Genomic DNA, 25,393 nt, shown 5'->3' on the forward strand with positions numbered 1-25,393 from the left:
GAGGCAGAATGTAATCATGGGCCGGAGCTGGAGATTCGTCGTCGCGTGGCTGACCGCGGCGAGCGCGGCGGTCACGGTGTCCTGGCTCGGGGTCCGGGTCGGCATCGCCCCCGCGATCACCGCCGAGGCGCCGGTGGCCATCGATGTCAACCGACGGTACACGGAGGTCCGGTTCGGGCCGGCCGATCCGACGGTCACACCGACGTCGCCCCGGCCCAAGCCCAGCCGCTCGTCGGCGCGGCCCACCCGGACGCCGACGGTCGCACCCACCCCGACCCGGGCGCCGTCGACGCGCCCGCCGACGGCCTCACCGTCGCCCAGCCCGTCGGAGCCGGAGCCCGACCGCCGTCCGCGCTACCGGGTCCCCGCCGACGGCGGCGATGTGATCGTCGCCTACTCGTCGACCCGGGTCGACGTGATCGACACCGAGCCCCGGCTGGGGTACGTGGCGAGCACGACCCGCAGCAGCGACACGGTGGTCGTCGTGCGGCTCGACGGCCCGGCGCACGCCTCGGTCATCACGGCGTACTGGGACGAGGGGCCGGAGGCGCAGATCGTCGAGGAGTACAGCTAGGGCGGGCTTCGCCGAACCGGTTGACGGGCCGCCTCCGGCGCGCGACGCTGGATTCTTGGGCTCATCACACTTGGGGAGGGGGTCCCCGCGGTGATCGATTTCCTGCTCGGCACTCTGCTGATCATCTGCATGGTCGTCACGATGATGGTGCTGACTCCGCCGTCGCACCTGCACCTGCGGCACCACCACCATCACCACCGGCACTGACGTGGCTGGAGGGTTCGCCCTGTCCTAGTGGGCCCGGTGGAAGGCCTCGACCACGGACAGGGGCACCCGGCCGCGCCCGGACATGGCGTAGCCGTGCTCGCAGGCCCAGTCGCGGATCATCTGGTTCAGGTCGCGGCCGGACCGGCGCGGCCGGGCCGGGCTGCGGGAATCGGCGCGGCGACCGGCGGTGCCGCGATCGGCGCGGCCGGTGATGTCCCCGCGGCCGACCGGGGTCGCGGCGGACAGGAACGGCCGCAGCGCCGTCCGTAGTATCCCGGCGTTCGTCTCGGACAGATCGATGGTGTAGGTCCTGCCATCGAGGCCGAACTCGACCGTACGGTCGGCGCTGCCACCGTCGAGGTCGTCGGTCAGCACCGTGATGACTTGTCTGGCCATGGGGAGATCTCCTGAGGCAGGGACGGTGCGGCCCGACCGGCGCACGTGCGTGCGGTTCCTGAGCGCGACGCCCCCGATGACTCGCCGTGGCGCCCAGGGCGACGGCTCGCCCGTGTCGAGATGTGACCGGTGTCGCTCGCGAATTGTCACAGGAATATGGCGGGAATGTCATTTCCGAATGGTGGCCGCGGCGGCGGTTCTCCTGACCCGATCGAGCCTAGGTAGCCCGCCACGGCGGTGTCAAGTGCATCAGACAATACAGTGGACGACCTTGCTCACGAGCGCCACCAGCTCAATCATTCCGTCCGTTGTGGAGTAGGCGGTGGTCGATCTCCGAATTGGATCGCCGGGACCGTACACTGACCCGATGGCTTCCCCGCAAGAACTGGTGCTGATGGCGGTGCATGCCCACCCCGGTCCCGAGTCCACCAATACCGGCGGCATTCTCGCGCACTATGCCCGGCAGGGTGTGCGTGTCGTGCTGGTGACCTGCACCGATGGGGAGCTCGGCGCCGGCCCGGACGGCGCCGGGCCCGGACAGCAGGGCCACGATCCCTCGGCGGTGGCCGAGACCCGTCTCGCGGAGCTGCGCGAGGCGTGCGGGCACCTCGGCGTGCACCATCTCGAACGGCTCGGCTACCTCGACTCGGGGATGACCGACGGCGGTCCGCGCCGGCCGGAGGCCTTCCGCGACGTTCCCGAGGAGAGCGTCGCCGAGCGGATCGGCGCCCTCATCGAGCGGTATCACCCGCAGGTGGTAGTGACCTACGACCCCGAGGTGCACTATCACCCCGACCACACTCACGCCGCCCTGGCGACGCTGCGGGCGGCGCGGGAGACCGGCATCCCCGCCAAGGTGTACTCGGTGGCCCTCGGCGCGGCGTACTGGAACGAGATCCACGACGCTGCCGTCCGGGAGGGCCTGCGCGAGGCCGGCGACAAGCCCCGGCTCAGCGCCGAGACGCAGTGGGTGGACGGGCGCATCACCACGACCGTCGACGTCGCGACGGTGCTGGCGCGCAAGCAGGCCGCCATCCTCGCCCACGCCAGCCAGATCCGGGGCACCTGGATCGAGCGGCTCTTCTCGCGGGAGATGCCGGCGGTGCTCGGCCGGGAGAGCTACATCCGCACCTGGGACCGCAGCGGGTCGCCGCTTCCCGACCAGGATCTCTTCGCCGGTATCACCGATCGGGTGTGACGTTCGGCCGCACGACACGAGGTGACGACATGAGCAGCACCCCCGCCGGCGACACGTCCGGTTTCTGGCTGGCCGGCACGGTTCTCCGGCTGCTGGAGGAGAGGTACGGCCGGGGCCGCGTCCCGTCCGTGCGGGTCCTGTCGCGGCACATCCGCGACGCCAACGAGGGTGACACCATCTCGCACGGTCACATGCACAACATCCTCAGCGGCGGCGCGGTCAACATCACCGACCGGACGCGGGCCGTGCTCGCCCGGTTCCTCGGGGTGCCCCCCACCGCGCTCATGCCCTCGGCGGAGCCGGTGCCCGGACCGGCCGGCCCGCCCTCCCCCGAGACCCTCGCGATGCGCTTCTCCTCCCTGCGGCCGGAGGAGCTCGAGGCGATCGAGAAGGCCATCCACATGGTGAGGGATGCGCGCGACTCCATCGATCGAGGGTGAGCCGGCGATGCCCCCCGGGGCGGAGAACGGAGAGGGTCTTGACGTCCAAGTACACGCGCGCCATCGCCGGCAGGCTCGTCGCCCGCCTGCCGGAGCTTCCCGAGCCGTGGCACATCGAGGTGCTCTGCCGGGACGTGGCGCGGCTGCGCGGCCGACCGCTGACCGTGCACGGGGTCAGCCTGCGGGGACTGCCCTCGGGCCTGTGGTACGACGACGGCGTCAGCGACCGGATCATCCACCGCGCCTCGGCGACCGGCTACTACCGGGACCACATCATTTTGCACGAGCTGTGTCACATCCTCGCCGGCCACGGCGTTCCCCGGCCGAAGGTGGTGGCCGAGATGACGCGGACCGGTCCCGCCGGACGCGCGGAGCAGACCCGGGCGCGGCTCTGCGACAGCATCGAGGAGGAGGTCGCCGAGACCTTCGCCACGATGGTGCTGCGGGCGGCGGGACAGCGGCCCCCACGCGACCTGAGCGTGGCGGAGCGGCGAGCGGAGGAACTGTTCGGAGCCAGCCGTGCGTGACGTGCCGAGCTGGGTCGAGAACCTTCGCGGAGTCATCTTCGTCGTCGTGTGGGCCGTGCTGATCCTGCGCATCCCGGCCGTCCGCCGGCGCCGGCAGCGTCCGGCCTGGGTCGTTCTGCTGTGCCTGGCGGTCGGATCGGTGGCGATCCAGGCCGGCGTCGCCCGGCGCATCGACGACGCCACCGGGGTGACGCACCTGAGCGACCTGGTCGTGACCATGGTCGCGCTCACCGACTTCGCCGCCGTGTGGTGGTTCGCCCAGCACCTACGCCGCGACGAGGAGCCGGGCCCGGCCCGCCGGGCGCCGCTGTCGGCCGCCGCGGCGATGGCCACGGCCGCCATCGTGCTGTTCATCCTCACCCCGGAAGCCGACAGGTTCGGCAAGCAGGCGCACGGCTGGTGGATCGTCTACGCCATCGCCTGGATCGGGTACGGGGCGACGACGGCGGTCGCGGCCGCGGCCATCTTCTGGCGTACGGCCCGGTCGATGCGCAGTCCACTGCTGCGCTACAGCATGATCGCGCTGACGATCGGGGTCGGCGCCGAACTGCCGTACCTGGTGATCCGGGCCATCCGGTGGTTCGTCCCGGGCACTCCGGCGGAGCTGGCGGTGGCCGGTTTCTGGTGCTCCTTCGCCCGGTTCGTCGTGGTCGCCCTCGCCTGCTCCATCGCCGCCCTCGAACCGATGCGCAAGGCCGTCGTGTACTGGGGGCGCCGGCAGCGGCTGCACCGCCTCTGGTCGCTGCTGAGAGAGTCCACGCCCGAGCTCGTCCTGCACGAGCCGGTGTCGCGCACCGCCGACCTGGTCGGCTTCGGCAACACCTGGGAGCTGCTGCATCAGCGGGTCGTCGAGATTCGCGACAGCATCACCTTCCTGCACGACGGCTGGGCGACGCCCGCCCTGCTGCGGGCGGCCGTGGACCACGCCGGGAAGACCGGAGCGGGTCCGCAGCGCCTCGTGGCCATCGCGTGCTGGGTGGAGGCGACCCGGCGCCAGGCGCTGGCCGGCGTGCCGAGAACCGCTCAGGAGCCCGGGCAGGAGCTGCTCCCGGACGTCCGGGCTACCGCGTCCACCATGCGCCGGGAGGTGAGCCAGCTCGTGCGGCTGCACCGCCATCTCACCTCGCGGGCGGTCCAGGACTTCGCCGGCCGGCAGGCGAGCAGCCCGGCGAGCCCGGTGTCCTGAGCGGGCCGTCCACGTCCGTGGGCGAGTGATGTTTCGTGATCCACGTATCTCGGCGTGGCGAGGATCCTCCTATCCGGTACGACCTTGCGCGGCGCGGAGATCCGCGAAGCGCGAGCGCGGGCGGAGGAGACCCGATACATGCGCTTCTGACAGAATTCGCCGATGTCGATGAATGGGTGACCGTGCACTCGTAGACTGTGGGTTCTGTCTCTGCGACGGGAGGCTGCATTGGACACGCCGGGCGGGACCGACCCGGGTGCGTCGTCCGCCGCGGGGGACGACACCCCGGGACCGGCGCTGCGCCTCGAGGTGCTCGGCCCGTTGCAGGCCTGGCAGGGTGACACCTGCCTGACGCTGGGTCCGGTGCAGCAGCGGGTCGTGCTGTCCGTGCTGGCGTTGCACGCCAACCGGCCGCTGCGTCGCGAGCAGCTCATCGAGGCCGTCTGGGGCGAGGCCGCACCCGCCTACGCGGTGAACCTCGTCCACAAGTACATCTCCGGGCTACGCCGCGCGTTCGATCCGGTGCGCTCCGCCGGCTCCCCGTCGCGGCTGCTCGCCTGGACGGACATCGGCTACCGGCTGTCCCTGCCGCCCGGCTGCCTCGACCTGGAGGTCTTCGACCGCGAGATCGGCCGGGCCCGGGCGGCCCGGGCCGCGGGCGAGCTGCCCGAGGCCGCGCAGGCCGTCCACGCCGCGCTGCAGTTGTGGCGCGGTCCGGCCTTCGACGGGCTGACCAGCCCGCTGCTGGACGCCGAACGCGAGCGGCTCGCCCAGCGCCGGATCAGCGTGCTGGAGGAACGCATCGAGATCGACCTGGCCATGGGCAACGACCAGGACCTCGTCGCCGAGCTGCAACGCCTGGTCGCCGAGCATCCGATGCGCGAGCGCCTGCGCGGCTCCCTGATGACGGCGCTGTACCGCAGCGGGCGCCAGGGAGAGGCGCTGACCGCGTTCCACGCGGTGGCCCGCTATCTCAAGGAGGAGCTCGGCGTCGACCCGTCCGCCGAGCTGCAGGACCTCTACCAGCGCATCCTCACCAACGATCCCGCTCTGGCCGGCACCGCGCCGCCGGTGCGGGCGGTCGCCGAGCCCGCCGGGGCGGATCCCGGCCCGGTGCTGCCCGTCCCGGCGCAGCTTCCGTACGCGATCCCGCATTTCGTGGGCCGCGACGCCGAGCTGCGGCATCTCGACGAGCTGATCGGTCCGGACGGCGGCGACGGCATGGTGATCGCGGCGATCACCGGGACCGCCGGGGTCGGTAAGACCTCGCTGGCGGTGCACTGGGCGCACCGGATCAGCGGCGGCTTCCCGGACGGACAGCTCTACGTGGACCTGCGCGGCTTCGACCCCAACCTGTCCGCGGTGGAGCCCGGCGAGGCGCTGCGCGGGTTCCTCGACGCCCTGGGCGTGCCGGCGCGCCGGGTGCCCGCCACGCTGGAACAGCAGGCGGCGCTCTACCGCAGCCTGCTCGCCGGCCGGCGGGTGATGGTGGTGCTGGACAACGCCCGCGACACGGAGCAGGTGATGCCACTGCTGCCCGGCTCGGCCGGCTGCCTCGTGCTGGTGACCAGCCGCAACCGGCTGTCCGGCCTGGTCGCGGCCGGTGCCGTCGCGGTGCCGGTGGATCTGCTGACCGCCGACGAGGGGCGGCAGATGCTGCGCGGCCGCCTCGGCCCGTCCCGGGTCGAGGCGGAGCCCGGCGCCGTCGACGACATCATCGCGGTCTCGGCCCGGTTGCCGCTGGCGCTGGCCATCGTGGCCGCTCGGGCGGCGGCCCATCCCCGGTTCTCCCTCGCCGCGCTCGCCGGTGATCTCGGCCAGGCCCGGGGCGGACTCGACGCGTTCGTCGGCGAGAACGAGGCCACCGACGCCCGAGCCGTGCTGTCCTGGTCGTACCACCTGCTCGGCGCCCCGGCGGCCCGGTTGTTCCGCCTGCTGGGGTTGCACCCAGGGCCGGATATCTCGGTGGCCGCGGCCGCCAGCCTGGCCGGCGTCGCGCCATCGGAGGCGCGCCGGCTGCTCGCCGCCCTCTGCGGCGCCCACCTGCTCGACGAGGTCACGCCCGGCCGGTTCGGCTTCCACGACCTGCTGCGAGCCTATGCCGCCGAGCAGGCCCGCGCGCCCGGTGCGGCCGCCGAGCGGGAGCAGGCCCTGGTGGGGATGTTCGACCACTATCTGCACACCGCGTACGCCGCCGACCGGTTGCTCTACCCGTACCGGGCGCCGCTCGAGGTGGGTGAGCCCGCCGACGGGGTGACCACGGCGGAGCTTGCGGACACGAAGCGGGCCATGGCCTGGTTCGTCGCGGAGCACCCGAATCTGCTCGCCGCCATCACCCTGGCCTCCGCCGCCGGCCAGCACTCCTATGTCTACGGCCTCGCGTGGACGATGACCGCCTTCCTCAACTACCAGGGCCACTGGCACGACTGGGCCGCGACGATGGAAGCCGCCCTGCGGGCCGCCCGGCGCCTCGGCGACCTCGGCGGCCAGGCCCAGGCGCACCGCCTGCTCAACCTCGCCTATCTGCAGCTCGGCCGGCTGGACGAGGCCGGCGACCATGCCCGGCAGGCGCTGCGGGTCTTCGCCGAGCTGGGCGACCTGCCCGGGCAGGCGCGGATCCACCTCAACTTCGGGCGGGTGCTGGAGCGACAGTGCCACTTCCAGCAGGCGCTCGACCAGGCCCGCAAGGCGCTGGAGCTCTTCCGGCTCGCCGGGGATCCACCCGGGGAGGCCGACGCGCTGAACTGGGTGGGGTGGTATCACAGCCAGCTCGGCTACCACGAGCAGGCGCTGGAGTACTGCCACCAGTCGTTGGTCGTGCACCAGGGCTCGGGCGACTGGCCGGGCCGCGCCGACACCTGGGACAGCCTGGGCTACGCGCACCACCATCTCGGCCATCACGACGAGGCGATTTCTTGTTATGAACAGGCGCTCGCGCTCTGGCACGATCTCGGCGACCGATACCAGGTGGCGATGACGCTGCTGCGGCTCGGCGACACCCACCGGGCCGCGGGTGACCTGCTCGCGGCGCGTGACGCCTGGCTGCGGGCGATGCGGATCTTCGACGGTTTCGGCCATCCGGAGGCCGCCACCGTGCGGTCCAAGCTCGACCTGCTGACCCATGGCCCGCGAACCGACAAGGGACATCGATGAAAATAATTGGAGGCTAGGCTGGTGCCGACGGTCCGGGTCGGGTGCCGTCGTCCGGGACCGGGACGAGGCGACCAGCGAAAGGAAAGAGATGTCCGACAAGACCGGTGCACCGAGATCGACCCGCGGGGGGTCGGGTGCCATCATCGGAGGACTCGCCGTCGGTGCCCTGCTGGGCACTCCGGTGGCCGCCTCCGCGGCGACCGCCGCGGAGCCGCCGGCCATCGTCACCGAGGTCGGCACGACCGTCCGCGCCTGTCAGGCGCCACGGATCGCGGCCGACGAGTCGGTGACCACGATCCGCGAACAGTTCCAGTTGTCGTTCACCGCCGGCGCCGTGACACCGGTGCGGACAGACCTGGCTCCGATCATCTGTGATCCCCACTAACCAGAAGCCTGCGAGGCGCGAGCCGATCGCGCTGCGCCCGCTCGGACCGGCGGCCGACGGTCCGAGCGCGGCGCAGCGCGCCGCCCGGCCTGTGGTGCTGGTCTCGATGCCGTTCATGATGGCCGACCGGCCCTCCATCCAGCTCGGCCTGCTCAAGGCCGTCGCGGCCGGCCACGGCTACGACGCCCGTACGCTGCACGCCAACCTCGACTTCGCCGCCCGGATCGGTGCCGACACCTACCACGCGCTGTGCGAGGACCGGGGGCTGATGATCGGCGACTGGCTCTTCTCCCGCGCGGCCTTCGGCGACGCGGCACCGGATCCGGACGGCGCCCTGCTCGACGACTTCGCGGACGAGGTCGGCCTGCCGGGCCTCAGCGCCGACGACGCCCGCAAGCTGCTGCTGCACATCCGCGACCACGACGTCCCGGCCTACCTCGACGCCCTGGTGAGCGGCTTCGACTGGGACGAGGCCGGCGTCGTCGGATTCACCTGCACGTTCCAGCAGAACGCGGCCTCCTTCGCGCTGGCCCGGCGGCTGAAGCAGCGGTTCCCCCGGCTCGTCACGGTCTTCGGCGGCGCCAACTTCGAGGACGAGATGGGACTCGAGTACGTGCGCCGCACCCCGTGCATCGACTACGCCGTGATCGGCGAGGGCGACGTGGCCCTGCCCGAGCTGCTGGCCGCCCTCGCCACCGGCGCCGACCCGGGCACGGTCCCCGGCGTCGCCCGCCGCACCGCCGGCGGGGTGTCGGCGGCCCCCGGGCGAGCGCCGTACGGCCGCCTCGACGAGTCTCCGCTGCCCGACTACGACGAGTACTTCGCCCGGGCGGAGGCGCTGGGGCTGCAGCCGCGCGCCGGGCTCCGCACCATCCGCATCCCCTTCGAGTCGGCACGCGGGTGCTGGTGGGGCGCGAAGCACCACTGCACGTTCTGCGGGCTCAACGGCTCGACCATGAGCTTCCGCGCCAAGTCGGCGCCGCGCGTGTCCGCCGAGCTGGCCGCCCAGGCGCGACGCTACCGCAGCTTCCGCTTCGAGGCGGTGGACAACATCGTGGACACCTCGTACCTGACCGGGCTCTTCCCCGAGCTGGCCGCCTCCGGCACGACGTACGACATCTTCTACGAGGTCAAGGCCAACCTGAGCCGGGAGCAGCTCAAACTGCTGCGCCAGGGCGGCGTGACCCATCTGCAGCCCGGCATCGAGTCGCTCAGTACCCGGGTGCTCGCCCTGATGCGCAAGGGCGTCCGCGCCGGGCAGAACGTCAACGTGCTGCGCTGGGGCCAGCACTACGGCATCACGATCTCCTGGAACGTCCTGTGGGGCTTCCCGGGCGAGTCCGCCGAGGACTATCGGGAGCAGGCCGCGATCGTGCCGCATCTGGTGCACCTGCGGCCCCCGGTGGGCGCCGGGCGGGTCTGGCTGGAACGGTTCAGCCCGCTGTTCACCGAGCCCGGCTCCGGCGTGCGGACGCGCCGGCCCGAGCGTGGGTACCGCTACGTCTATCCGCAGGCCTACGACCTTCTCCGGCTCGCGTACTTCTTCGAGTACGAGCTCGCCGACCCGCTGCCCGCGGAGGCGTACGCCGGCTTGCGCGCGGCCGTCGAGGAGTGGCAGGCGGCGTGGGAGCGTCCCGAGCCGCCCGCCCTCATCTACTTCTCGGCGCCCGGCTTCCTGCAGATCTACGACGGCCGGCACCCCGGAAGCGAGGGCACGTACACGTTCGAGGGAGATCTTGCCGAGATATACCTCACTTGTGTCGACCGCCCGATCTCGGCCGCCGCCGTGCGCGAGCGCCTCGGCGGGCGCCTGCCGCTCGACGCCGTCCGGGAGGCGTTCGCCGGCTTCGCCGAGCGTGGCCTGATGTTCCTCGACGGCACGGCCGCCCTCGCCCTGGCGCTCCCGGCGGGGGCGACCCGGTGACGCACCCGCCCCCGCGGCCCTGATCGGCGGGACGGACGGCGCATCGCACCGTTCTGCGGTTCCCCCGCGCCCGTGCGATGGCCGATGATGCTGTGACCCGCGACCGAATCCCCGAGGTGGCAATGGACGATCACGTGGCCCTGCGGCCCTTCTCCGAACAGGACCTGCCCTTTCTCGAACGGCTGGGTTCCGATCCGAGCGTCACCGGGCGCTACGTCTGGGCCGGCTTCCGCGACCCCCGGGCGCGGCGCCGCCGGTGGGAGAAGGACGGGTACGTCGGCGCCGACTCGTCGGCGCTCGCCGTGGTCGGCGACGACCCCGAACTGGGCCCCGACACGGTCCTGGGCATCGCGAGCTGGGAGGCGAAGGACCGCGGCGGTCCGCCCGGCGGCTGCTACGAGATCGGCCTCGCGCTGCTGCCGGAATACCGGGGACGCGGCCTGGGCACCGCGGCGCAGCGGGAGATGGTGCGCCATCTGTTCGACTGCACCCTCGCCTTCCGGCTGGAGGCGCAGACCGACGCGGACAACGTCGCCGAGCAACTGGCGCTGGAGAAGATCGGCTTCCGCCGCGAGGGCCTCCTGCGTGGCGCCCGCTTCCGCGAGGGCGAGTGGCGGGACATGCTGATGTACGGATTGCTCCGCCCCGACCTGCGCACCGACGCCGGCGACTGAGCGGGAAGGGCCCCGGTCAGCGGGGCTTCCAGCCGGCGTTCCAGCGCTCGTTCCACCCCCGTCGCACAGGATGAATCCCGCAGTTCACGCCGCAGGGCGTGCCGGCAGCGGCAACGGGGGACACCGTGCTCGTACTGACCCACCAGGACGTGAGATCCGTCCTCGACGGCCACGAGGTCAGCATCCTCGACGCCGTCCGACGGGCGTACATCCTGCATTCGCAGGGCGTCACGGCCGTGCCGCACTCGGCCTTCCTGCGTCTGCCGGACCAGCCCCGGGACGGCGCGATGGCGCTGCCCGCCTACCTCGGCGGCGCCGGCCCCACGGCCGGCGTCACCTGGATCGCGTCCTTTCCGGACAACATCGAGCGGGGCGGGGAGCGGGCGTCGGCCGCGATCATCCTGAACTCGACCTCCACCGGACGCCCGGAGGCGCTGCTGGAGGGGTCGCTCATCTCGGCCCGGCGTACGGCGGCGAGCGCCGCGCTCGCCGCGTCGGCGCTGGGCACGGGGCAGGACGCGGCCGGAGTCACGCTGGTGGGCTGCGGCGTCGTGACCTTCGAGACACTGCGATTCCTGCATGTGGTGCATCCGGATCTCCATGAGGTCACCGTGCACGACCTGCGGCGCGAGCGGGCAGGGGCGTTCGCGGCGCGGGTCGCACGGGAGCTGCCGTCGATGCGCGTCCGGTTCGAGCCGGACCGCGGCCGGGCGCTGGCCGCCGCCAGCCTGGTGGCGATCGCCACCACCGCGGCGACGCCGTACCTCGACTCGCGGACGCTGCGGCCGGGCGCGCTGGTCCTGCACACCTCGTTGCGGGACGTGACGCCGGAGGGCGTGCTCGCCGCGGTGAACGTGGTCGACGACGCCGACCACGTCTGCCGGGCGGACACCTCGCTGGAGCGGGCCGAACGGCTGTCCGGAAACCGGTCCTTCATCACGGCGAACCTGGGCGACCTGCTGCTGGCGGGGACGACGGGCATCCGCGATCCCCGGCGCACCACCATCTTCTCACCCTCCGGGCTGGGCATCCTCGACCTCGCCGTGGCCCGGTTCGCCCGGGACCGCGCGCTGCGGGCGAACCGGGGCATCCGGATCGACGACTTCCTCCCGGCCCGTGACGAGTTCCTTCCCGGCCGCGCCGATTTTTTATCCGGTCGTGCCGACGTTCCTCCCGGTCCTGCCGGCGTGGACGGGGTCGGCGGCCGGACCGGTGAGGACCGGGACGCGGACTTCGCCGCGCCCGGCGAGGCCGGCGTCGGCGAGCGGCTCACCGGGGCGGTGCCGGCATGAGCGCCCCGATCGGCTGGCTCGGCCTCATCGCGGGGGAGTGGACGATCGCCGGGGACGCGAGTTCCTGCGCGCGGCGTACGGTGCGGGCCGGCCGGGCGCTGGGCCTGCGTACCCTCGCGGTCAGCACCGACGAACGCTGCCTGGCCCGCCTGGCCGCCGACGGCTGGTCGCTGCGGCCCGCGTCCGGCCTGGACCCCGCCAGCATCGCCACCGCGTTCGCCCCCGCGGGTAGCCGGGCGATCGCCCCGGCACTCCTGGTGGGCGACGGCCCCGGCCTGTCGGACACGACGGCCCGGGTGGCGGCGCTGCTCGGCGCCCGGAATCCCGATCCGGGTGCGGTGGCCCGGTCCGCCGGCTTCGTCGCCGGCCGGCGGACCGCGGTCACGCCGGAGCCCGGCCGGGCGGTGTCCCGCTACGTGGCCCAGGCGCAGGACGGTCAGGTCATCGGCATCGCCGAGGACGTCACCGCCGACGGGCGCGGCCGCGACTACGACTGTCCCGGCAGCGCGCAGGGCTGGCACGCCCGCAGGCTCCGGGCCCATGCCCGCGCCGCGCTCGACGCGGCGGGGCTGACCCGCGGCCCCGCCGAGGTGATCCTGCACGCCGCCGGCCGCCGGGTGTCCGTCGAGAGTCTGGCGCCCGGACGGATCGACGGCTGCATCGCCTCGGTGATCGAGCTGGCGACCGGGCACGACGTGATCCTCGGCGCGGTGCGGGCCGCCGTCTCGGCCGCGCTCCCGCCGCCGCACCGCCCTGCTCCCCACCACGCACGCCGGCATGCCTGCCTGCGCCGGGCGGACCTGCGGGGCGCCCCGGCCCGGGCGGACGCCGCCTGGGTCGACCTGCCCGGCCTGGTCTCGGTGCGCCCGGGGATGGACGGTGCGGTCGTCACCGTCGCGGACGACCGTGCGAGCGCGTCGTGGGGGGCGCGCTCGGCCGTGGAGCGGCTGGCCGGCTGGCCCTCGAGGCCCTCGGCGGTGCCGGGCGGTGCGCTGTGACGCCGCTGCGCCTCGCGCTCATCCGCGCCGACGACCACCACCACCGGTATCTCGAGTCGCTGCTCGCCGGCCGCTTCGACCTCGCGCTGGTGGTCGTCGAGCCGGAGGCCGCCCGGGCCGCCGCGCTGCGCCGGCACGGTCGCTACCGGGACTGGTTCTATCATCTCTACCACCGCTGCCGCCGGGCGCTCACCGGCAAGGACGCGTACCGCCGCCAGTACTTCGCGCACACTCCCGAGCTGTGGGCGGATCCCGGCCCCCGGCGCCTGCGGGTGCGCTCGGTCAACGAGGACGCCGTCGTCGACGCGCTGCGGGCGGTCTTCGTCGACGTCGTGGTGATCATCGGGTGTTCCGCGCTGTCGAGGGCGACGCTCGCCGCCGCGGGCCCGCTCGTGATCAATGTGCATGATGGATTCCTGCCCTATTACCGTGGTGACCACGGCTTCTTCTTCGCGGTGTACGACCGGCGCTTCGACCGGATCGGCGCGACCATCCACCGGGCCGACCCGGACGTCGACACCGGCGAGCTGATCGAGGTGGTACGCCCGCAGGTGCGCGGCGACGAACTGCCGGAGCAGCTCAACTGCCGCGCCGACCTGCTCGCCATCCACCGCCTCGCCGGCTGGCTCGAGATCCTCGAACGCGGGGGCGAGCTCCCGTCGTACGCCCAGCCGCCGGTCGGGCGCACGTACCGGATCCGTGACCGCGGGCCGGCCCACGACCTGCGCTATTTCCTTCGCCGATGCCTGCGCACCGCGGGACCGTCGCGGGACTGCATCGGCGAGCGGCGGGCGTCGTCCCTCGAGGGAGCGATGCGATGACGTCCGTCCCCGAGGCAACCTCCGGGACGGACACGGCGCCGGCGTTGGGATGGCCACCGCGGCGGCTGCGGCATGACCGGAACTTCCTGGCGTTCTGGACCGGCCAGACCCTGTCGATGGCGGGCGGCCAGGTGAGCTGCCTGGCGATCCCGCTCGCCGGCATCCTGGTCCTGGACGTCCAGGCGTGGCAGGCCGGGATTCTCGCGGCCGCGGGCCGGCTGCCCTTCCTGGCGTTCGGACCGCTCGCCGACGGCTGGGTGGTCCGCTGCTCCCGCCGGCCGGTGCTGGTCCTCACCGCCCTGGCCCGCGCCGTGGTGCTGGTCTGGGTGCCGGCGGCGGCGGCGCTGGGCCTGCTCACCGTCGAGCAGTTGTACGCGGTGGCGTTCGCGGCCGGTACCCTGGCGCTGTTCTCCGCCGTCGCGGCGCGGGAGATCCTGCCCGTGCTGGCCGGCCCGCGGCTGGTCGAGGCGAACGGCCGGCTCGAGGTGAGCCGGACCGCCACCGGCATGGCCGGCCCGTCGGCGGGCGGCGCCCTGATCCAGGCCGTCACCGCCCCGCTGGCGCTGCTGGCCGACGCGGTCTGCTCCGTCGTCGCCGCGGCGCTGATGGCCGGCGTCCGGATCCGCGAACCGGAGCCGGCACCGGCGGCCGGACGACCGCGGGTGTGGCCGCACCTGGGTGCCGGGCTGGCCGTCGTCCGGCGCCACCCGTTGCTGCGGTGGACCGCGATCGCGTCGGCCGTATCCCACCTGTTCACCCATGCGCTGCTGGCCGTCGTGCTGCTGTATCTGGTCCGTACGCTGCACCTGAGCGCGGCGATGATCGGGATCCTGCTCGGCATCGCCGGCATCGGCGCGCTGCTCGGCGTGGCGTCCGGCCCCGGCCTCGCCCGGCGCTTCGGGCTCGGCCCGGCCCTCGTGATCAGCGCCGGTGTCACCGGCGGCGGTGCCCTGCTGCTGGGGCTGGCGAGCGGCTCGCCGCAGGTACGGTTGGCCTGGCTCAGCCTCGCCTATCCGATCTTCGCGTTCGGCTGCCCGGCGTTCACCGTGGCCCTGATCAGCCTGCGCCGGGCCCTCGCGCCGGACCATCTGCTCGCCCGGGCCGCCGCCCCGATGCGCCTGCTGGCCTGGATCGCCATGCCGGCCGGCGCGCTCCTCGGCGGCGCGCTCGGCCAGTGGGTCGGGCTGCGCGAGGCCATGGTGATCGCCGGGATGGGCCTGCTGCTCACGCCGCTGCTGCTGGCGCTCTCACCGGTGCGGAGCGTTCGCGGCTAGGTCGCGCACGGCCGCGGCGTCCTCGAGCTGCAGCGCCCGGGCGGCGAGCTTGGTCGCGTGGTCCAGGCCCGCGGCGCGGACGGCCTCTTTGACCACGGGAACCGCCCGCGGCGCCACGCTCAGCTCCCGGACGCCGTAGCCCAGCAGCAGCGGGACCGCCGCCTCGTCGCCGGCCAGTTCCCCGCACACCGACACGGCGACGCGGCCGCCGGCACCGCGGCACACCGCGTCGATCAGCCGCAGCACGCCCGGGTCCAGGCCGTCCGCAAGCGCCGCCACGGCGGCGTTGCCCCGCTCGGCGGCCAGTGCGTACTGGGTGAGGTCGTTGGTGCCGACGCTGAAGAAGTCGGCGTACGGTGCGAACGCCGCAGCCTTGAGCGCGGCGGCCGGAACCTCCATCATCAGCCCGACCCGGAGCCCGCCTTCGTCACCACCGGCCCGGGCGATCGCCTCGGTGAGCATCCGGCGGGCGTGGACCAGCTCGGCGACCGTGCTGACCATGGGGAACATGACGCTCACCGGCGCGGCGCGGGCGACCAGGGCGATCGCGAGGAGCTGATCCGCGAGCAGCGCCGGATGCGCCAGCGAGTGCCGGATGCCACGGACGCCCAGGAACGGGTTGTCCTCCCCGGCCGCCGCAACGTACGGCAGCGGCTTGTCCCCGCCGACGTCCAGCGTGCGTACGGTGATCCGGCGCCCGCCGAACGCCTCGGCGATCTCCCGGTAGGCGGCCTCCTGCTCGCCGGTGTCCGGTGCGGTGTCGCGACCGAGGAACAGGAACTCGGTGCGGATGAGCCCGACCAGGTCGGCCCCGCGCGCTACAGCGGCGCGGGCGTCCGCGACCGATCCCACGTTCGCACCCACGGCGACGGTCGTGCCGTCCCGGGTCACCGCCGGGGCGGTCGCGCAAGCGGCGGCACGCGCCCGGCGGCTCGCCTGTTCACCGGCCCGCCGCCGGAACGAGGCCAGCACCGCGTCGTCCGGGGCGACCACCACCTCACCGGTCGCACCGTCCAGCGCCACCTGAGTGCCCGGCGCGACGTCGAGCACGGCCGGGCCCACACCGGTGACCATCGGGATGCCACGGGTCCGCGCGAGGATCGCCCCGTGCGCCGCGGGACTGCCGAAGGCGAGCAGCACACCGGCGACCCGGGGGTCGAGCTCGGCCGCGTCGCCCGGTGCGAGATCGGCGGCGATCAGCACGCCGTCCTCCACTTTCGTCGCTCCCGGGACGCCCACCAGCATGCGGATCATCTGGCGGCCGACCGCGCGGACGTCGATGGCACGTGCCCGCAGGTACGGGTCGGGCACTGCCTCGATGCCGGTGGCGACCCGCTCCGTGGCGGCGTGCCACGCCTGCGGTGCGGGGGAGCCGTCCGCGATCCGTGACCGGACGTCGGCCAGCAGATCCGCGTCGTCGAGCAGCAGGAGGTGGGCGTCGAAGATCGCCGCGTGGTGCTCGCCGGCATCGCGGGCCGTGCTCGCCCGCAGCCGGTGCAGGTCGCGTCGGACCGCGGCCATCGCGTCCTCGATCCGGTGCCACTCCTCGTCCGGCCCCCGGGAAGCGACCTCGGGCATATCCGGTACGGCGTCATCGGCGTGCCGCGCGGGCCCGATCCCCACCCCGGCGGAGGCAGGCCGCCCCGCCGTCACCCCGGCGGCCGCATGGCCGGGCGGCCGCGGCAGCGCGGTCTTCGTCCGCGGCGGCGCGGTGTCCGTCCGCGGCGGCGCGGTCGAGGCGTCGCCGGGAGTGTCGTCGAAGGAGCGTCCGGCGAGCGCCACCACGTGAGCGACGGCCTCGCGGGCCTGCGGGCCCGACGCGCGGATGTCCAGATCCTGTCCTTCACCGACGGCGAGCGTCGCGATCCGGGTGAGACTCGTCGCGGGGACCCACGGCGATCCGGTGCTGCGGTTACGGACCTCCACCCGGGCCTCGAAGGCCCGTGCCGTCGCGACGAGCCGCGCGGCGGGCCGCGCGTGCAGACCGTGGCGGTTGGTCACCGTGACGGTGCTCGACGGGCCATCACCCAGGGACGCCTCTCCGGGCGCGTCCGCCGGGGCGAGGTGGGAAAGCTTGCCCGCCAGCGCGTTCGTGGCTTCGGCGGCGACCTCCGGGCGGCCGGCCCCGCCGGCCGCGGCGACCGCCGCGGCGACGAGACCCTCGACGAGCGGGGCGGCGCAGAGCACGATGCGCGAGCGCCGGTCGTCGTCGAGCAGGTCCAGGGCGAGCTCGGCGGAGAGCACGGCGCTGCCCAGATCCATGAGCACGACCACGCCGTCGCCGTGGTCCGCGGCGGCGACGGCCTCCGTGACGGCGACGGCGTCGGTGCCGAAGGTCGTCTCGTCCAGCCCGGCGGCGATCTCGATCGGCACCGGGCTGTCCCGCACCATCTCCGCCGCCAGATCCACGGCGGCCCGGGCCAGGGCGCGGCTGTGGCAGACCACCACCAGCCCGACCACTCAGGCCTCGCCGGGCAGCGCCGTCGCCGCGGCCGTCATCAGCATCGTCACCGAGGTGGCTCCCGGGTCCTGGTGACCGGCGCTGCGCTCGCCGAGATAGCTGGCGCGACCCTTGCGGGCGATCATCGCCGTGGTGGCGTCGCGGCCCTCCTCGGCGGCCCGGACCGCGGCGCGCAGGGCCTCGTCCAGCCCCTGTCCGGCGTCCAGCGCCGCGTCGAGCGCGTCCACCGCCGGGGCGAGCGCGTCATACATCGTCTTGTCGCCGGCCTCGGCCTTACCGCGCGCGACGACACCGTCGAGGCCCGCCCGCAAGACCTTGGCGAAACCGCGCGCGTCCAGGCTCCCGGCGTCGCCGGCCGCCGTCGCCATGCGCAGGAACGCCGTGCCGTACAGCGGCCCGCTGGCGCCGCCGACCCGGCTGACCAGCGTCATCCCGGTGCGCTTGAGCAGCTCCGCCGGGGTGGCGGGCGTCTCGTCGCGGGTCGCCGCGAGCACCGCGGTCATGCCACGGTCCATGTTGACCCCGTGGTCGGCGTCGCCGATCGCCGAGTCGAGCCGGGTCAGGAGGTCCTTGCCGGCCGAGATCTCCCGGGCGAACTCCTGCAGCCACGCGGTGAGCGCCGCGGTGTCCACCGTGGCGGTCATGGCGGTCAGGCCCCCCACCGCAGCGCCGGCGTACGCACCGGCGCGTCCCACAGCCGCAGGATGTCGTCATCGGCCCGGAGCAGCGTCACCGAGCAACCGGCCATGTCCAGGCTGGTGATGTACGAGCCGACGAGCGAGCGCGCGACGGTGATCCCGGCCTTGCCCAGGATCTCCGCCACCTCGTGGTACATCAGGTACAGCTCGAGCTGCGGGGTGGCGCCCATGCCGTTGACGAAGGCGATCACGCCGGAGCCGCCGGTGAAGTCCAGGTCGGCCAGGATCGGGGTGAGCAGCATCTCGGCGATCTCCGCGGCCGGTGCGGCCGGCACGCGGCGGCGGCCCGGCTCCCCGTGGATGCCGATGCCCAGCTCCATCTGGCCGTCGGGCAGGTCGAACGTGGGCTTGCCGGCGGCCGGGACCGTGCAGGAGGTCAGCGCGACGCCCATGCTGCGGCCGTTCGCGTTCACCCGGCGCGCCACGTCGGCGACCTCGGCCAGCGGCCTGCCCTGGTCGGCGGCGGCACCGGCGATCTTCTCCAGCAGGACGGTCACGCCGACCCCGCGGCGCCCGGCCGTGTAGAGACTGTCCTGCACGGCCACGTCGTCGTCGGTGACCACCGCGACCACCGCGACGCCGGTCTCGGCCTCGGCGAGCTCGGCCGCCATCTCGAAGTTCATGACGTCGCCGGTGTAGTTCTTGACCACGTGCAACACACCCGCGCCGCCATCCACCGCGGTGGTGGCGGCCACGATCTGATCGGGTACGGGCGAGGTGAAGACCTCACCCGCACAGGCGGCGTCGAGCATGCCGGGACCGACGAAGCCGGCATGCAGCGGCTCGTGACCCGAACCGCCCCCGGAGACCAGCCCGACCTTGCCGCGCACCGGCGCATCGCCACGGCGGACGATCTGGTTCTCGTGATCGACGTGCAGTTCCGGATGGGCGGCGGCGATGCCGCGGAGGGCGTCGGAGACGACATTCGCCGGGTCGTTGATGAGTTTGTTCATCGTGGGACTCCTCACCGCAAAGGCTGGAGGGACGACCTGCTTCCCACAAGTTACGCCGGTCCCCGCTCCCCGTCGCCATCTGCGAAGCGCGGCCCCTTCCGTCACGCCAGGGCGGTCCCGCTTCCCTCGAGCCAGGGCGTCCCCGCCTCGGCCAAGCCGGTACGGTCCTGCTTGCGCCGCGCCGGCGTGGTCCGGCGCGCCACAGCGGTCCGCCGCACCAGCCGGCCGGCGAACGGCACGACGCCCAGGCAGGTGGCACCGACGGCGGTGAGCACCACGCTCGTACCGCCCGAGGAACCCCCGGCACTGAGCGCCCCCACCGCCGCGAAGGCGCTCACCCAGACGGTCGTACCCAGCGCCGACCAGCCGACGAACCGCCCGAACGGCATCCGTGCGGTCCCCGCGACGATCGGCACGACCGCGTGGATCACGGCGACGAAGCGCACGGCCACCAGCGCCGCCGCGCCCCGGTCCCGCAGGAAGGCCTCCGCCCGATCCCACCGCTCGGCACCGATCCGCCGGCCCAGGCGCGTCTCGCGCAGCCGGGGCCCGAGAAGCCGGCCGACCGCGTAACCGGCGATCTGACCCGCCATCGCCCCGGCCGTACCAGCGGCGACGGCCAGCACGAACCCGCCGGGCCCGCGCGGCAGCGACCCGGCCAGCGTCACCACGGACTCCCCGGGAACGAAGAGTCCGAGCAGAAAGGTGGTCTCGACGGCACTCGACAAGGCGGTGACGAGCAGAACCGCCCCGAGGTCGAGGGTACTGAGCCAGTCGACGAAGGCGGACGCGGCGCTCTGCAAGTCGGCGATCACACCCCTCAGCCTGGTCAGCACGCCGTCCCGGCACCATCGGGCCATCCACCCATACGCCCCTGAGACGGCGCCCCCTACGTGACTCGGGCCACGGAAGGAACAGATGGATGAGACAACCAATGACCCGCGGTTCGCGTCCGCAAGCCGCGGCGGCGACCCCACGGTGATCTGCGCCAGCTTCAAGGGCGTGATCCGCGGCGAACCGAAGCGGGTCGGCGCGAAGCCCGACGGTGTCTCCTGCGTCGCCTCCGGGATCACCCTGAGGTGAGGTTTGCTCAGTGGAAGTCGCCGTGCACGGTCAGCTTCTCGCCGTCGGCGGTGGTCGCGGTCGCCCGGTACGTGTCGTCGCCGGCGCTGCGGCCACCGCCGTGCCCGTACTTGGCGGCGAAGACGTGCGTGCCCGTGCCCAGGGTGGCGCCCGCGGCCAGGGTGAAGCGGTAGGTCAGGACGTCCGGCTCCTGGATCACCTGGCTGTCGATCCTCGCCGTGGTGACGTCGTGGACCGCGCCCTGGTCGCTGAAGCCGCGCGTCCGCTTCACCCGTACGGTGATCGTGAGAGCGGTGACCGGTTCGCCCAGCTTGAGGGTGATCTCGCTGCGCGCGGCATTGTCGCCGCCGGCCCGGACGGACCCGTCGGACCACAGCGGTCCCTGCTCCACCTGGGTGTGGCCGGGTGGCGTGCTGGCCGGGGGCTTCGTCGTCGCGGCCGACGAGGGCCTCGGCGCCGCGGTGCTCGGCCGGGGTGCCGGTGACGCGATGGTGGGAGCGGCGGATGGGGTGACGGCGGGCGAGGTCGCGGGCGTGGCGGCGGGTGCGGTGTCACGGTCGCCGTCGCCGGACAGCGCCCACCGGGCGACCCCGCCGACGCCGAGCACGGCCGCCACGGCCAGCGCGGCGCCCGCCATCCGCACGGCCTGGCGGGGACGGCGGCCGGCGACCGGCAGGCCGGCCCGCCGCTGCGCGATCCGGTTGAGCATCGCGGTCCGGTCCGGCCGGTGCTGCTGGGCCGCGCGGCCCAGCAGGGTACGCAGCTCGTCCTCCGACAGTTGGTCGTTCACCGTGCCGCCTCCCAACCGCCGTGGTGTGCCGCCGCGGCCGAGCCGCCGAGCAGTTCCGCGAGCTGCCGTGCGCCGCGCGAGGTCTGGCTCTTCACCGCGCCGACCGAAATGCCCAGCGTCTTCGCGACCTCACTCTCCGACAGGTCGAACGAATATCGCAGCACCACGCAGGCGCGGCGGCGGTGGGGGAGCCGGCTCAGCGCGCGGCGCACGTCCAGCACCGCGGGTACGTCCGGCTCCGGGTCACGGCGGGTCGCGCCGAGCAGGGTGAGCCCGAGCAGCCCGTGTCGCTCGCGGACCCGGCGGCGCACCCAGTGGCGGGTCAGGTTGGCCACGATCCCGCGGGCGTACGCGGCCGGATCGTCGGCCGCCGCCACCCGCGACCAGTGCCGCCACACCTCGGTCAGCGCGTCGGCGGCCAGGTCGTCGGCGGCGGAGGCCTCGCCTGTCATCAGGTAGGCGAGGCGGGCCAGCTCGGCGTGGTGGCGCTCGAAGAACGCGTGGAAGGCCGACGCGTCGTCGGACATCCCCACCACCTCCGGCCCTCGCGGCCGGGCGACGGATGTGCCGGCCGGCCGCGATGACGGTAGAGGGCCCCCGCCGGACCGGGCAACCCGGCCACGACCGGGCCGGTCGCCGATCCGGTGGGATAGGGGAGCAATCACCCGGGGCGGGGTCAGACGCGTTCGCGGGTGCCGAGGCCGGGTTGCGGCCGGCTCGGCCGGGGGGTCCCGGGCCGCACCACGGCGGCCACCGCGACGACGATGCCGGCCAGGATGATGACCGCGTACAGCGCGTCGGGCATCGCGCCGACCGCCGCGCCGGCGGCGAAGAGGACCAGCAGGGCGGTGAGCGCCCAGGCCGTGCGTCCCGTGGTGGTGCTGACGCGGGCCGCCAGCAGCAGCAGCGCGACCGCGACGAGCACGAGCGCCACCATGCCGTCGAGTTGCTCGGTCGGCTCCTTCGCACCGTGCAGCGGGCTGCCCTTGACCACGAGGTTGGGCACGATCCAGTACCAGGAGAAGGCGAGGATGCCGAGGGTCGAGGCGGCCCGCGCGAGCGGCCGGCGCTGGGCGCGCTCCGGCGCGTTCTCGACGAGGTCGACGACGTTGTACTGGCTGTAGAGCCGCGGCCGCACGCGCAGCACCAGGGTGGCCAGCACCGCCATCTCCAGGCCGCCGTAGCCGATCAGGCCGGCCAGCATCACCGAGCCGTCGGTGAACAGCCGGACGCCGACCGCCGGACCCTCCGGGATCAGGCCGAACGGGTACGCCATCAGCGGCAGCAGCAGGATCGCACTGCCCGTCCACGGGCTCAGCACGCGCTCCCGGCTGCCGTCGAGCCACGGCCGCAGCAGGGCGACGATGCCGACGAAGATCGTCGCGACCACCACCAGCCAGGCGAGCCCGGCGAGGACGGCTCCGACGCTGTCCAGCTTGACGATGATCGGCACGAGCCCGGTGGCGCCGGCCAGGACGCGGAACGCCCGTCCGCCCGGTCCCGCGTCGCGTCCGATGACGCGTTCCGGCTGCGCGGTGAACATGGTTTCACGCACGGCTTCCACCCTTCCCCAAGCGATTCGCTGCCTACCTTCTCGCCCGCAGGCTCCTCCGGCCGGCTGGAACAGCCGTCGAGGCGGGCTCGACGGCGGATCGCGCCACGGTGCTCGAGCCGATTTCCAGCCCTCGTCGACGCGAGGTTGACAGCGTGCCCGGGAGATCCGTCACCATCACCGAGGAGTAGCAGGCATGCCTATTGCCGCGATCAGGTACGACATCAAGGCGGGCTTCGAGGACGAGATCGCCGCGATCTTCACGGACTACCGGCGTCCGGCCTCCCCGTCCGTGCGCGACGACGGCGGCGCCGAGGTGGCGCGCATCGTGGGGACCGCGGTGTTCCTCAAGGAGGACACGATGGTGCGCTTCATCGAGTTCGAGGGCGACATCGAGAGCGTGGCCCGGTTCATGGCCGAGCAGCCGGGGGTCCGCGAGTTCGAACGCAAGATCGTTCCCTATCTCGCCAAGCCGCGCGACACGGCCACGGTGGAGGGTTTCGTGCGGACGTTCACCGCCAGCGTCATGCGGTGCGTCAGCCACCTCGGTCAGACCCGCCTGAGCACGGCCGGCTGAGCCGTGCTGGCGCAGGCACTGCAGGTCGCCGCCCTGGTGGGCAGCGGGATCGTGGCGGGCGTGCTCTTCGCCGTCGCACTGAGCACGCTGCCCGCGCTGATCGCGATGCCGCCGGGGCGCTACATCTACGCCCAGAAGCTGCTCGGGCGCAACTGGGACCCGACGATGCCGATCCTCGTGCTCAGCACGATGCTCGTCGACATCGTGCTGGCGGTGATGGCGCCGCAACCGCGGGGCGCGGGCCCGCTGTACGCCACCGCCGCGGCCCTGCTCGTGGCGGTCTCGGTGGTCTCGCACTTCGCGAACGTCCCCATCAACAGGCAGATGCGGGCCCTCGACCCGGACCACATGCCGGTCGACTGGGACGACCCTCGTCCGCTGTGGCGCCGGTGGCATCTGTTGCGGACCTCCTGCGCGATCGGCGCGCTGGTCGCCAATGCCGCGGCGATCGCCGCCGGCTGATCGGAGCCGGCCTCGACCTGAACCGACCGCGATCTGAACCGACCGCGATACGACGGTGGGCCCGGCAGCGCCGGGCCCACCGTCGTGCGTTCAGCCGTGGTGGTGGCCGCCGGCGAGCACCAGGGGCACCTTCGCCTCGGTGCCGGGCTCGACGACGACGAACTGGCCCATCATGCCTTTGTCCTCGTGGCGCAGGATGTGGCAGTGGAACATGTACGGCGAGACCGGATCGGTGAAGCCGCCGAACTGGACCGCCAGCCGCACCTTGGCCTTCTTCGGCACGAACACCGTGTCCTTCGGGCCGGCCTGGTACGCCGGCGGCGGCGCGCCGTTGACATCGAGGACGCGGAATGCCACCTCGTGGATGTGGAAGTTGTGCGCGTACGTGGTGTTGTCGAGCTCCCAGATCTCCAGGGCACCGGCGGGAACGACCTCGTCGATGCGGTTCATGTCCATGTCCTTGTCGTTGATCTCGGAGCCGGACAGGGAGAACGTGCGGACCCGCACGCCGGCCGGCGGCGCCACGGTGGCAGTGCCGCCGAGTGTCGCCGGCAGCGCGCGGGAGGGGGCCGGCTTCGCCGCCGCGACGATCTTGAGGAGCCGGAAGTCGTCCTCCTCGATGTCGTTGGCCTTCTGCCGGTCCTCGCCCTTGCTGTCCATGACGACGGTCTCGCCGGGGGCGAAGCGGACCACGATCTCGTACCGCTCACCCGGGCTGATCTTGACCCGGTCGACGGCGGCCGGCTTCTCCAGGGGGCCGGCGTCGTTGCCGACCACGTGGAACTGGCGGTTGTCGGCGAAGCCCACCCGGTAGACGCGGGCGTTGGACGCGTTGAGCAGACGGAAGCGCACGAGTTCGGTCTTCACGTCGAGGAACGGGTCGTAGGTGCCGTTGACCAGGATGGTGTCGCCCAGCATGCCGAAGGTGCCTCCGTCGACGCGGAAGGTGTCGAGCTGGCCGTCGCCGGAGAACTTCTTGTCCTGGATGATGAGCGGCACGTCGTCCACGCCGTACTCGTGGGGTAGTTCCGGACCGTCGGGGTCGTCGATGAGGAAGAGGCCGGCCAGCCCGCGGTAGACGTGCATGGCGGTCTTCTCGTGCAGGTGGGGGTGGAACCACGAGGTCATGCCCGGCTGGTCGATGGTCCATTCGGGCGTCCAGGTGGCGCCCGGCTCGATCATCTGGTGTGGACCGCCGTCCATCTTGGCGGGCAGGCGCATCCCGTGCCAGTGCAGCGTGCTGGTCTCGGCGAGGCGGTTGGTGACCTTCATCCGCACCTTGTCGCCTCGCGACGCGCGCACCGTCGGCCCGAGGTAGGCGCCGTTGATGCCCCAGGTGTCGGTGGTCTTGCCCGCCAGGAACTCCGAACGGCCGCCGGCCTGCAGGGTCAGGGCGAACGTCTTCACGCCGTCCGTACCGGTCTCGGGCTTGGCCAGGGGCGGGACCCGCAGCCGGTTGGTGAAGGCGGAGCCACCACCGCCGCCGTTCTGCTCGGATGTCGACGAACAGGCGCCCAGAACGGCGCTCACGCCGGAGAGGGCGGCCAGGGAAAGGACACTTCTACGCTTCACGAGGACGATTGTGGCACGGGTGTGCGGGACGGCCCATCCGGTGATTTCCCCTAGGTTTCCCGACCTTCCGCCGGGCGGCGCGAAATCATGCCTCCGATGTATGCCGCAGGCGGTGGGGTGATTGCAAACCCGCAGGTCAGAGTCGCTTCGGCGCCGTTGAGGCAATCGGGCGTACATCTCGGGATGTACTTTTCTC

The 25,393-nt window shown here is 73.3% G+C and carries 24 protein-coding genes and 1 pseudogene; 16 read left to right on the forward strand and 9 right to left on the reverse strand.

Annotation, left to right across the window (positions count from 1 at the left end; translation table 11 throughout):
* The first annotated feature begins 16 nt into the window (after positions 1-16).
* Positions 17-574 carry a hypothetical protein gene (locus EDD30_RS34845; protein WP_071804726.1) on the forward strand — a complete coding sequence of 186 codons (558 nt, stop codon included), beginning with the start codon at positions 17-19 and terminating at the stop codon, positions 572-574.
* Positions 575-805: 231 nt separating this feature from the next.
* Here the strand turns inward: EDD30_RS34845 and EDD30_RS34850 are convergent, their stop codons facing one another.
* Complete coding sequence (locus EDD30_RS34850) at positions 806-1,177, reverse strand: histone-like nucleoid-structuring protein Lsr2 (RefSeq protein WP_071804724.1); 372 nt, start codon at positions 1,175-1,177, stop codon at positions 806-808.
* Between the two features lie 367 nt (positions 1,178-1,544).
* Between EDD30_RS34850 and EDD30_RS34855 the strand changes: the two genes are divergently transcribed.
* The 12 genes and pseudogenes from EDD30_RS34855 (at position 1,545) to EDD30_RS34900 (ending at position 15,049) form a co-directional block, all read left to right on the forward strand.
* Entirely contained in the window at positions 1,545-2,375 is an 831-nt protein-coding gene (locus tag EDD30_RS34855) for a PIG-L deacetylase family protein (RefSeq protein WP_071804722.1), read from the forward strand.
* 29 nt (positions 2,376-2,404) lie between these two features.
* Positions 2,405-2,815: a hypothetical protein gene (locus EDD30_RS34860; RefSeq protein ID WP_071804745.1), complete on the forward strand. Its 411-nt coding sequence runs from the start codon at positions 2,405-2,407 to the stop codon at positions 2,813-2,815.
* Positions 2,816-2,853: 38 nt separating this feature from the next.
* The gene (locus tag EDD30_RS34865; protein WP_071804720.1) at positions 2,854-3,342 is read left to right on the forward strand and encodes a hypothetical protein; all 489 of its coding nucleotides are present in this window, start codon (positions 2,854-2,856) and stop codon (positions 3,340-3,342) included.
* Positions 3,335-4,528 (forward strand): MAB_1171c family putative transporter, encoded by a 1,194-nt coding sequence (locus tag EDD30_RS34870; protein WP_244945511.1) that lies wholly within the window; start codon positions 3,335-3,337, stop codon positions 4,526-4,528. Before EDD30_RS34865 ends, EDD30_RS34870 begins: the two co-directional genes overlap by 8 nt.
* Before the next feature lie 228 nt (positions 4,529-4,756).
* Positions 4,757-7,681 (forward strand): AfsR/SARP family transcriptional regulator, encoded by a 2,925-nt coding sequence (locus tag EDD30_RS34875; RefSeq protein ID WP_211277742.1) that lies wholly within the window; start codon positions 4,757-4,759, stop codon positions 7,679-7,681.
* An 88-nt stretch (positions 7,682-7,769) separates the two neighbouring features.
* Entirely contained in the window at positions 7,770-8,066 is a 297-nt protein-coding gene (locus EDD30_RS39590) for a hypothetical protein (RefSeq protein ID WP_071804718.1), read from the forward strand.
* Positions 8,053-9,990, forward strand: a complete 1,938-nt coding sequence (locus EDD30_RS34880; protein ID WP_244945512.1) for a RiPP maturation radical SAM C-methyltransferase — start codon at positions 8,053-8,055, stop codon at positions 9,988-9,990. The genes EDD30_RS39590 and EDD30_RS34880 overlap by 14 nt, the downstream gene beginning before the upstream one ends.
* Positions 9,991-10,112: 122 nt before the next feature.
* Positions 10,113-10,664: a GNAT family N-acetyltransferase gene (locus EDD30_RS34885; RefSeq protein ID WP_071807575.1), complete on the forward strand. Its 552-nt coding sequence runs from the start codon at positions 10,113-10,115 to the stop codon at positions 10,662-10,664.
* Between the two features lie 125 nt (positions 10,665-10,789).
* Positions 10,790-11,785 (forward strand): annotated as a pseudogene (gene sbnB, locus EDD30_RS34890) (2,3-diaminopropionate biosynthesis protein SbnB); the annotation flags it as partial.
* 167 nt (positions 11,786-11,952) lie between these two features.
* Positions 11,953-12,954, forward strand: a complete 1,002-nt coding sequence (locus tag EDD30_RS39595; RefSeq protein ID WP_170208302.1) for an acetyl-CoA carboxylase biotin carboxylase subunit family protein — start codon at positions 11,953-11,955, stop codon at positions 12,952-12,954.
* Entirely contained in the window at positions 12,951-13,775 is an 825-nt protein-coding gene (locus tag EDD30_RS39600) for a formyltransferase family protein (RefSeq protein ID WP_071806184.1), read from the forward strand. The genes EDD30_RS39595 and EDD30_RS39600 overlap by 4 nt, the downstream gene beginning before the upstream one ends.
* Positions 13,772-15,049: an MFS transporter gene (locus EDD30_RS34900; RefSeq protein ID WP_170047325.1), complete on the forward strand. Its 1,278-nt coding sequence runs from the start codon at positions 13,772-13,774 to the stop codon at positions 15,047-15,049. Before EDD30_RS39600 ends, EDD30_RS34900 begins: the two co-directional genes overlap by 4 nt.
* On the opposite strand, the gene ptsP is transcribed toward EDD30_RS34900, so the two are convergent.
* The 4 genes from ptsP to EDD30_RS34920 all read right to left on the reverse strand — a co-directional run bounded on the left by ptsP (position 15,023) and on the right by EDD30_RS34920 (position 19,976).
* Complete coding sequence (gene ptsP, locus EDD30_RS34905) at positions 15,023-17,509, reverse strand: phosphoenolpyruvate--protein phosphotransferase (protein WP_071806185.1); 2,487 nt, start codon at positions 17,507-17,509, stop codon at positions 15,023-15,025. The two genes, EDD30_RS34900 and ptsP, sit on opposite strands and share 27 nt — an antisense overlap.
* Positions 17,510-18,205 carry a dihydroxyacetone kinase subunit DhaL gene (gene dhaL, locus EDD30_RS34910; RefSeq protein ID WP_244945513.1) on the reverse strand — a complete coding sequence of 232 codons (696 nt, stop codon included), beginning with the start codon at positions 18,203-18,205 and terminating at the stop codon, positions 17,510-17,512.
* The gene (dhaK, locus tag EDD30_RS34915) at positions 18,160-19,161 is read right to left on the reverse strand and encodes a dihydroxyacetone kinase subunit DhaK (RefSeq protein WP_071806186.1); all 1,002 of its coding nucleotides are present in this window, start codon (positions 19,159-19,161) and stop codon (positions 18,160-18,162) included. Before dhaK ends, dhaL begins: the two co-directional genes overlap by 46 nt.
* A 101-nt stretch (positions 19,162-19,262) precedes the next feature.
* Positions 19,263-19,976: a DedA family protein gene (locus EDD30_RS34920; protein ID WP_071806187.1), complete on the reverse strand. Its 714-nt coding sequence runs from the start codon at positions 19,974-19,976 to the stop codon at positions 19,263-19,265.
* Between the two features lie 103 nt (positions 19,977-20,079).
* Here EDD30_RS34920 and EDD30_RS39605 point away from each other — a divergent pair, with 103 nt between their 5' ends.
* On the forward strand, positions 20,080-20,244 hold the full coding sequence (locus EDD30_RS39605) for a hypothetical protein (protein ID WP_170047327.1): 165 nt from the start codon (positions 20,080-20,082) through the stop codon (positions 20,242-20,244).
* Between the two features lie 7 nt (positions 20,245-20,251).
* Here the strand turns inward: EDD30_RS39605 and EDD30_RS34925 are convergent, their stop codons facing one another.
* The 3 genes from EDD30_RS34925 to EDD30_RS34935 form a co-directional block, all read right to left on the reverse strand.
* Positions 20,252-21,034, reverse strand: coding sequence for a hypothetical protein (locus EDD30_RS34925; protein ID WP_123678682.1), 783 nt, complete (start codon positions 21,032-21,034; stop codon positions 20,252-20,254).
* A complete protein-coding gene (locus EDD30_RS34930) occupies positions 21,031-21,561 on the reverse strand; it encodes a SigE family RNA polymerase sigma factor (protein ID WP_071802692.1) in 531 nt (176 codons plus the stop codon). The genes EDD30_RS34925 and EDD30_RS34930 overlap by 4 nt, the downstream gene beginning before the upstream one ends.
* A gap of 149 nt (positions 21,562-21,710) precedes the next feature.
* Positions 21,711-22,589, reverse strand: a complete 879-nt coding sequence (locus EDD30_RS34935) for a DUF6410 domain-containing protein (protein ID WP_143162515.1) — start codon at positions 22,587-22,589, stop codon at positions 21,711-21,713.
* Positions 22,590-22,782: 193 nt separating this feature from the next.
* Here EDD30_RS34935 and EDD30_RS34940 point away from each other — a divergent pair, with 193 nt between their 5' ends.
* Both EDD30_RS34940 and EDD30_RS34945 read left to right on the forward strand, forming a co-directional pair.
* A complete protein-coding gene (locus EDD30_RS34940) occupies positions 22,783-23,163 on the forward strand; it encodes a SchA/CurD-like domain-containing protein (protein WP_071802694.1) in 381 nt (126 codons plus the stop codon).
* Between the two features lie 3 nt (positions 23,164-23,166).
* Entirely contained in the window at positions 23,167-23,625 is a 459-nt protein-coding gene (locus EDD30_RS34945) for an anthrone oxygenase family protein (protein ID WP_084556016.1), read from the forward strand.
* A gap of 90 nt (positions 23,626-23,715) precedes the next feature.
* Here the strand turns inward: EDD30_RS34945 and EDD30_RS34950 are convergent, their stop codons facing one another.
* Positions 23,716-25,197, reverse strand: a complete 1,482-nt coding sequence (locus EDD30_RS34950; RefSeq protein WP_071802695.1) for a multicopper oxidase family protein — start codon at positions 25,195-25,197, stop codon at positions 23,716-23,718.
* Positions 25,198-25,393 lie beyond the last annotated feature (196 nt).

It is taken from the genome of Couchioplanes caeruleus (assembly GCF_003751945.1).
Classification (GTDB): domain Bacteria; phylum Actinomycetota; class Actinomycetes; order Mycobacteriales; family Micromonosporaceae; genus Actinoplanes; species Actinoplanes caeruleus.

Excerpts from the sequence above, each read along its gene's own strand:
- EDD30_RS34900 (WP_170047325.1), top strand. The coding sequence starts at position 13,772 with ATGACGTCCGTCCCCGAGGCAACCTCCGGGACGGACACGGCGCCGGCG.
- EDD30_RS34845 (WP_071804726.1), top strand. The coding sequence starts at position 17 with ATGGGCCGGAGCTGGAGATTCGTCGTCGCGTGGCTGACCGCGGCGAGC.
- dhaK (WP_071806186.1), bottom strand. The coding sequence starts at position 19,161 with ATGAACAAACTCATCAACGACCCGGCGAATGTCGTCTCCGACGCCCTC.
- EDD30_RS34940 (WP_071802694.1), top strand. The coding sequence starts at position 22,783 with ATGCCTATTGCCGCGATCAGGTACGACATCAAGGCGGGCTTCGAGGAC.
- EDD30_RS34860 (WP_071804745.1), top strand. The coding sequence starts at position 2,405 with ATGAGCAGCACCCCCGCCGGCGACACGTCCGGTTTCTGGCTGGCCGGC.
- EDD30_RS39590 (WP_071804718.1), top strand. The coding sequence starts at position 7,770 with ATGTCCGACAAGACCGGTGCACCGAGATCGACCCGCGGGGGGTCGGGT.
- EDD30_RS34930 (WP_071802692.1), bottom strand. The coding sequence starts at position 21,561 with ATGTCCGACGACGCGTCGGCCTTCCACGCGTTCTTCGAGCGCCACCAC.
- EDD30_RS34850 (WP_071804724.1), bottom strand. The coding sequence starts at position 1,177 with ATGGCCAGACAAGTCATCACGGTGCTGACCGACGACCTCGACGGTGGC.
- EDD30_RS34855 (WP_071804722.1), top strand. The coding sequence starts at position 1,545 with ATGGCTTCCCCGCAAGAACTGGTGCTGATGGCGGTGCATGCCCACCCC.
- EDD30_RS39605 (WP_170047327.1), top strand. The coding sequence starts at position 20,080 with ATGGATGAGACAACCAATGACCCGCGGTTCGCGTCCGCAAGCCGCGGC.
- EDD30_RS39595 (WP_170208302.1), top strand. The coding sequence starts at position 11,953 with ATGAGCGCCCCGATCGGCTGGCTCGGCCTCATCGCGGGGGAGTGGACG.
- EDD30_RS34885 (WP_071807575.1), top strand. The coding sequence starts at position 10,113 with ATGGACGATCACGTGGCCCTGCGGCCCTTCTCCGAACAGGACCTGCCC.